Origin of the sequence: Corynebacterium nasorum, from assembly GCF_022345765.1 — a bacterium.
Lineage (GTDB): Bacteria > Actinomycetota > Actinomycetes > Mycobacteriales > Mycobacteriaceae > Corynebacterium > Corynebacterium kefirresidentii.
Genome location: NZ_JAKRDR010000001.1, coordinates 391,359 through 397,937, shown reverse-complemented (window position 1 = coordinate 397,937; position 6,579 = coordinate 391,359). Strand labels below are relative to the sequence as shown.

General features: G+C 57.4%; 7 protein-coding genes. All 7 read right to left on the bottom strand.

Translation table 11 applies throughout. The features are described from left to right. Nucleotides 1-87 precede the first annotated feature (87 nt). Genes MHK04_RS01880 through MHK04_RS01850 form a run of 7 tightly spaced genes read right to left on the bottom strand, consistent with a single transcriptional unit; the run spans nucleotide 88 to nucleotide 6,359 of the window. Nucleotides 88-495, bottom strand: coding sequence for a metal-sulfur cluster assembly factor (locus MHK04_RS01880; protein WP_023021516.1), 408 nt, complete (start codon nucleotides 493-495; stop codon nucleotides 88-90). Then, entirely contained in the window at nucleotides 496-948 is a 453-nt protein-coding gene (sufU, locus tag MHK04_RS01875) for a Fe-S cluster assembly sulfur transfer protein SufU (protein ID WP_023021515.1), read from the bottom strand. Beyond that, entirely contained in the window at nucleotides 945-2,192 is a 1,248-nt protein-coding gene (locus MHK04_RS01870) for a cysteine desulfurase (protein WP_239207676.1), read from the bottom strand. The genes sufU and MHK04_RS01870 overlap by 4 nt, the downstream gene beginning before the upstream one ends. Before the next feature lie 45 nt (nucleotides 2,193-2,237). After that, entirely contained in the window at nucleotides 2,238-2,996 is a 759-nt protein-coding gene (sufC, locus tag MHK04_RS01865) for a Fe-S cluster assembly ATPase SufC (RefSeq protein WP_023021513.1), read from the bottom strand. Nucleotides 2,997-3,025: 29 nt separating this feature from the next. Further along, nucleotides 3,026-4,180, bottom strand: a complete 1,155-nt coding sequence (gene sufD / locus MHK04_RS01860; RefSeq protein ID WP_239207675.1) for a Fe-S cluster assembly protein SufD — start codon at nucleotides 4,178-4,180, stop codon at nucleotides 3,026-3,028. Nucleotides 4,181-4,185: 5 nt separating this feature from the next. Further along, the gene (gene sufB / locus MHK04_RS01855) at nucleotides 4,186-5,625 is read right to left on the bottom strand and encodes a Fe-S cluster assembly protein SufB (protein ID WP_023021511.1); all 1,440 of its coding nucleotides are present in this window, start codon (nucleotides 5,623-5,625) and stop codon (nucleotides 4,186-4,188) included. Further along, the gene (locus MHK04_RS01850; RefSeq protein WP_023021510.1) at nucleotides 5,622-6,359 is read right to left on the bottom strand and encodes a helix-turn-helix transcriptional regulator; all 738 of its coding nucleotides are present in this window, start codon (nucleotides 6,357-6,359) and stop codon (nucleotides 5,622-5,624) included. Before MHK04_RS01850 ends, sufB begins: the two co-directional genes overlap by 4 nt. Nucleotides 6,360-6,579 lie beyond the last annotated feature (220 nt).

The window sequence follows — 6,579 nt, the reverse complement described above, 5'->3', positions numbered from 1 at the left end:
GCCGACGCTAAGACGCGCTAACGCCCCCAACAACTGTCTCCCTAGACCGGGAAATGCGCTGCTGGAGGCGTGTGCGTAGGACGCGATTTAAACCGCGAAGCCGAGGGCCTGAAGTTGCTCGCGGCCCTCTTCCGTAATCATCTGCGGACCCCATGGTGGCATCCATACCCAGTTGATACGGACGGCATCGGCCAATTTATTGGCCTTGACGATGTCTTCCACCTGCTCAGCAATGACATCGGTCAATGGGCAGGCCGGCGAGGTCAACGTCATATTAATCATGACGATCTCCTTGCCATTGTCCTCTTCGAACCACAGATCATAGACAAGGCCCAAGTCAACAACGTTGATCCCGAGCTCAGGGTCAATGACGTCTCGCATAAATTCGGTGACGTCAAAGGCCTTGGAAATCTGCTCTTCGGTTTGCTCCGGTCGCTCGCCGCTGCCGGAGAAAGAGGAATTCTCGTTCTGATAAGGATCTACGGGATCAGTCATCTAGCTCTCCACTTCTGTTAGTGCATCGGCGGAAGCAGCCTGGAAGGCCTTCCATCCGAGGAGCGCACACTTTACGCGCGCTGGGTACTGGGACACTCCGGCGAAGGCTACGCCATCACCGATGAGGTCTTCATCGCCCTCGTCCTGGCCGCGAGAGGTGATCATCTTTTCAAACTCGGCCAGCTTCTCATTGGCTTGCGCGAGCGGTAGCCCAACGATTTCTTCAGCCATAACCGAGGTAGAAGCTTGCGAGATGGAACAGCCTTCCGCGTCATAGGAGACGTCCTCAACGGTCTTGCCGTCATCGGAAAGACGCACGCGCAGGGTCAGCTCATCTCCGCAGGACGGGTTCACATGGTGAACCTCAGCCTGATAAGGCTCCCTCAGTCCGGCGTGCTGCGGGTTCTTGTAGTGGTCCAGGATGACGTCCTGGTACATGGAATCTAGGTTCATGAGGCAACTCCAAAGAATTCGCGGGCGGCCTTGATTGCTTCCACCAGCTTATCTACTTCTTCCTCGGTGTTATAGAGGTAGAAGCTGGCTCGGGCGGTGGACTGTGCCCCGCAGGCGCGGTGCAATGGCCACGCGCAGTGGTGGCCAACGCGAATGGACACGCCGTGGTCATCGAGGACCTGGCCCAAGTCATGCGGGTGAACGCCGTCCACGGTGAAAGAAATGGCACCGCCGCGGTTTTCAGTGGTTTCCGGGCCGATGATGCGCAGGCCCGAGATTTCCTTCAGCTGGCGCAGTGCGCGCTCCGTAAGTTTCTTTTCGTGCGCGTGGATATTATCCATGCCCACTTCTTCCAAAAACTTCACCGCGGCGCCGAGGCCTACTACCTGGCTGGTCATCTGCGTGCCTGCCTCAAAGCGTGTCGGCGGCTCGGCAAAGGTTGTCTGTTCCATCTTGACAATCTCAATCATGGAGCCACCGGTCAAGAAAGGCGGCAGCTTTTTGAGCAGCTCCTCCTTGCCGTAGAGGACACCAACGCCGCTGGGGCCACACATCTTGTGACCGGAAAACGCCGCGAAGTCCACATCCAAGGCGTGGAAATCTACCGCCATGTGCGGCACCGACTGGCAGGCGTCGAGTACAACCATGGCGTCAACCGCGCGGGCGCGGCGTACCAGCTCATCGACATCCGCCACAGCACCGGTCACATTGGACTGATGGGTAAACGCAACGACCTTGACGGATTCATCGAGTTCGAGCGAATCGAGATCGATGCGACCGTCTTCGGTCATGGAGTACCACTTCAACGTAGCGCCGGTACGAGCGCAAAGCTCCTGCCACGGCACCAAGTTAGCGTGATGCTCCAGTTCGGTGATCACAACGGTATCGCCCTCGCCTACGTAGAGGTCCCCCGCGCGTTCGTCGCTAAGCACATAAGCAACCTCGTTCAGGGCCTCGGTGGCGTTTTTGCTAAAGGCGATTTCATCGCGGTCCGCGCCTACGAACGCGGCGATAGCCTGCCGTGCGGACTCATAGGCATCATCGGCTTCTTCCGCCAACTGGTAGGAACCGCGGTGAACAGGGGCGTTCGTATGCAACACAAACTCCTCTTCCGCCTTCCACACCGACAGCGGGCGCTGGGAGGTAGCGCCTGAATCCAGATACACCAGAGGCTTATCGCCTCGGACGGTGCGCTGGAGAATCGGGAACTGCTCCCTGATTGCGTTTACATCAAATCCAGACATGAATCTTCTTAGGATAGTCTCGGTTGACCGGCCGGTGGCCGGTCCTTACTTGAGGAACTGGTCGTAGCCGTCAGACTCGAGCTGATCGGCCAATTCGGCGCCACCGGTCTTGATGACGTGGCCATCAGCGAAGACGTGGACAAAGTCCGGCTTCACGTAGTTCAGGATGCGCTTATAGTGGGTAATCATCAAAATGCCACCATTGGTTTCCTTCTGGTAGCTGTTGATGCCCTCAGAAACGATGCGCAAGGCGTCAACGTCCAAGCCGGAGTCCGTCTCATCCATCACTGCGAACTTTGGCTTGAGGATATCCAGCTGCATAACCTCATGGCGCTTCTTCTCGCCACCGGAAAATCCCTCGTTAACGGAGCGAGAGATGAAGGACTTATCGATCTTCAGGTTCTCGCGGGCCTGGGTAAGCTCCTTATTCCATTCACGCAGCTTCGGTGCCTCACCGCGGATGGAGGTGACGGCGGAACGCATGAACTGGGAGACCTTTACGCCCGGGACCTCAGTGGGGTACTGCATTGCCAGGAAAAGGCCGGCACGAGCGCGCTCATCGACGGGCATGTCCAGTAGGTTTTCGCCGTCGAGCAGCACCTCGCCCTCGGTAACCTCATACTTTGGGTGGCCGGCGATGGTGTAGGACAAGGTGGACTTGCCGGAGCCGTTCGGGCCCATGATGGCGTGGATCTCGCCAGAGTTGATCGTCAGGTTGACGCCCTTGAGAATTTCCTTCGGCTCGCCGCCTTCTTCCGTCGGCAGCACTTGAGCGTGGAGGTTCTTAATTTCCAGAGTAGACATAATGTGTGTGGTTTCCTTCTATGAAAGCTTTAGGCGGAGATCTTTTCCAGTTCTTCGGAAATGCGGTCTTCCAATTCCTCAGACAGGGACTGCACCGGGATGCGGTGGATGACCTCATTGAAGAAGCCACGGATGATGAGGCGGCGGGCTTCAGCCTCTGGAATGCCGCGAGACATGAGGTAGAACAACTCAATGTCATCGAAGCGACCAACGGTGGCTGCGTGGCCGGCGCCGGTAATTTCACCAGTCTCAATCTCCAGGTTAGGGATTGCATCCGCGCGAGCGCCCTCGGTCAGGATCAGGTTGTTATTGGTCTCGTAGGTATCAGTGCCCTGTGCATTGGAGCGAATGAGAACATCGCCCACCCAGCAGGTGCGGGCCTCATTTTGCTTAGTACCCTGCAGCGCGCCCTTATAAAGAACATGGGAACGGCAGTTAGGAACGGAGTGATCCACGAGCATGCGGTTCTCAAAGTACTGGCCTTCGTCCGCGAAGTACACGCCCAATAGCTCTGCGTCGCCACCTTGCTCGGTGAAGTTCACGCGCGGCACGATGCGTACTACTTCGCCGCCAAAGATGGCGGAGTTATGGCGTAGCACGGAATCGCGGCCGAGCTGGGCAACGTGGTTGGACAGGTGAACCGCATCGTCTTCCCAGTCAACGTCAACGACAACGGTCAAGTGAGCACCATCGCCCACGATGAACTCGACGTTATCCGCGTGGGTGCCGGAGCCGACATACTTCAAAATGACGGTAGCTTCAGCGTGGTGGCCTACCTCGATGGAGGTGGCGCCAAAGGACGTTACGCCCTCGCCCTTGCCGGTATAGGTAATGACGACGGGTTCTTCGACCTGAGCCTCTGCATCGATGGTGACAACCTGGCCTTCTGGCATGGAGGTCCATGCCTGTGCCGCGACACGATCAGACGGGGTACCTACACGGCCCAATCGTTCATCATCACGAGCGACGGTCTCGGAGCTTACGCCCGGGTGCTCGCTCACGGTGACATCCTGGGCTACAGCCTCAGCAAACTCGCCATTATGCAGGCCACGGAGCTTGCGCAGGGAAACAAAGCGCCAGACCTCGTCACGGCCGTGTGGCACCGGGAAGTCCTCCACGTTGGTGGAGGTAAAGACATCACCCTTGGTGATCTCATCCGGATTGAATTCGTTCGAAGCGACCATTTTCTTTAGCCGACCGATCCTTCCATTTGCAGTTCGATGAGGCGGTTGAGCTCGAGGGCGTACTCCATCGGCAACTCCTTAGCAATCGGCTCAACGAAGCCACGCACGATCATCGCCATTGCTTCTTCTTCCGCAATGCCGCGGGACATCAAGTAGAACAGCTGCTCCTCAGAAACCTGGGAAACGGTTGCCTCATGGCCCAGCGTGACGTGGTCATTGCGGATGTCGTTATACGGGTATGTATCCGAACGCGAGATATTGTCGACCAACAGTGCATCGCATTCGACATTCGACGTGGAATGGTGCGCGTTCTGATTGACCTGCACCAAGCCGCGGTAAGCGGCGCGACCGCCGGCACGAGCCACCGACTTGGAAACGATATTGGAAGAGGTGTGCGGGGCCATGTGGGTCATCTTGGCACCGGTGTCTTGGAACTGGTCCTCACCAGCAAAGGCAACGGAGAGGACCTCGCCCTTTGCATATGGTCCGGTCATCCACACTGCCGGGTACTTCATCGTGACCTTGGAACCAATATTGCCGTCGACCCATTCCATGGTGCCACCCTCTTCTACCTTGGTGCGCTTGGTCACCAAGTTGTAGACGTTGCTGGACCAGTTCTGAATGGTGGTGTAGCGGCAACGGCCGCCCTTCTTCACGATGATCTCTACTACTGCAGAGTGCAAAGAGTCGGATTTATAGATAGGTGCGGTACAGCCCTCGACGTAGTGCACATAGGCGTCCTCGTCAACGATGATGAGGGTGCGCTCAAACTGACCCATGTTTTCCGTGTTGATGCGGAAATAAGCCTGCAGCGGAATATCCACGTGCACTCCCTTTGGCACGTAAATGAAGGAGCCACCCGACCACACGGCGGAGTTCAGCGCGGAGAACTTATTATCGCCCGCGGGAATGACGGTACCGAAATACTCCTTGAAGAGCTCTGGGTAATCACGCAGCGCGGTGTCGGTATCGACGAAGATAACGCCCTGGCTTTCTAGGTCCTCACGAATCTGGTGGTAGACAACCTCAGACTCGTACTGGGCTGCCACACCTGCAACGAGGCGCTGCTTTTCGGCCTCTGGAATGCCCAACTTATCGTAGGTGGCCTTAATGTCATCCGGGAGGTCTTCCCACGTCTGGGCCTGCTCCTCGGTGGACTTCACGTAGTACTTGATCTGGTCAAAGTCGATGCCAGATAGGTCCGCACCCCACGTGGGGATGGGCTTTTTATCAAAGATATTGAGAGCCTTTAGGCGCTGGTTAAGCATCCATTCTGGCTCGCCCTTCTTGGCGGAAATATCGCGTACTACATCTTCGTTTAAGCCGCGGCGAGCAGAAGCACCAGCCGCGTCCGAGTCGTGCCAGCCGTACTCATATGCACCAATGGAATCAATGATTTCATCATCGGTCATCTTGTTATCGGGTGCCGATTGTGCCTGGGTCATGACTCGCTCCTTTCAGTATTTGTATTAACGGGTGTCAAGGGGATGTTAGTGGTACAGATTCCGTGACCTCCAGCAATGGAAGCCAAAGGCTGTACGTGTTTGCCTAATAAAGCAGAAAAGACTTCCTGTTCCGCCTCACACAGCTCTGGATGCTCGGCCGCCACGTGGGAGACCGGACAATGGTGCTGACAGATCTGCACTCCCTGGCCGGCGCGGTCCACCGTGGCGGCATACCCGTGCTCATCCAGCACCTCGGCCAGCTTGCGAGCCACGTCTTCAACAGACTCGCCCTCTTCTATCAGAGGCCGAACATCTGCCACGAGGCGCTCAAAGCGGACTTTGGCAAAGTGTTTGACGGCCTCAGACCCGCCGACCGCGCGTAAAGCTGTCAGGGCCTCTGAGGCCAGATCATCATAAGCGTGACCGAATTGTGCGCGGCCACGATCGGTGAGGCGGAAGTATTTGGCTGGTCGCCCGCGACCAGAACCGCTGCCCGCAGAGCCGCGGGTAGCGGGTCGGCGGCGCACGACCTCCGTCAGTTCCTCTTCCACCAAGTTGTCTAAGTGCCGGCGAATTCCGGCAGCAGAAAGGCCAAGGCGTTCACCCAAGTGGGAAGCGGTAACGGGCCCGTCTTTCAACAGCAACAGCATAACTTGACGGCGGGTATCACCATCCGTGGTGCGGGATTCCTTCGCCGGCTTCGGCGTAGCCACACTACGTTGCGGACTGCTCATGCTGGGACCTCCCTTCGCGCTTCAGACACTTACTGCCGCCCCGCAACGTCCTCCCGTAGCTCCGGGATGCTCGCCGCAGTTCAACAGCGCCTTCAATATTAGACAACACTAGTGTTCCTTAATTCATTCCGGAATGCCACCATTGGCCAAACTTCGGCGTGGCACGGGGGGTGGCAACACTCCCCTAACGGCCCGACTCGACCGTGCTGCCCACGATGTG

Excerpts from the sequence above, each read along its gene's own strand:
- MHK04_RS01880 (WP_023021516.1), bottom strand. The coding sequence starts at position 495 with ATGACTGATCCCGTAGATCCTTATCAGAACGAGAATTCCTCTTTCTCC.
- sufU (WP_023021515.1), bottom strand. The coding sequence starts at position 948 with ATGAACCTAGATTCCATGTACCAGGACGTCATCCTGGACCACTACAAG.
- MHK04_RS01870 (WP_239207676.1), bottom strand. The coding sequence starts at position 2,192 with ATGTCTGGATTTGATGTAAACGCAATCAGGGAGCAGTTCCCGATTCTC.
- sufC (WP_023021513.1), bottom strand. The coding sequence starts at position 2,996 with ATGTCTACTCTGGAAATTAAGAACCTCCACGCTCAAGTGCTGCCGACG.
- sufD (WP_239207675.1), bottom strand. The coding sequence starts at position 4,180 with ATGGTCGCTTCGAACGAATTCAATCCGGATGAGATCACCAAGGGTGAT.
- sufB (WP_023021511.1), bottom strand. The coding sequence starts at position 5,625 with ATGACCCAGGCACAATCGGCACCCGATAACAAGATGACCGATGATGAA.
- MHK04_RS01850 (WP_023021510.1), bottom strand. The coding sequence starts at position 6,359 with ATGAGCAGTCCGCAACGTAGTGTGGCTACGCCGAAGCCGGCGAAGGAA.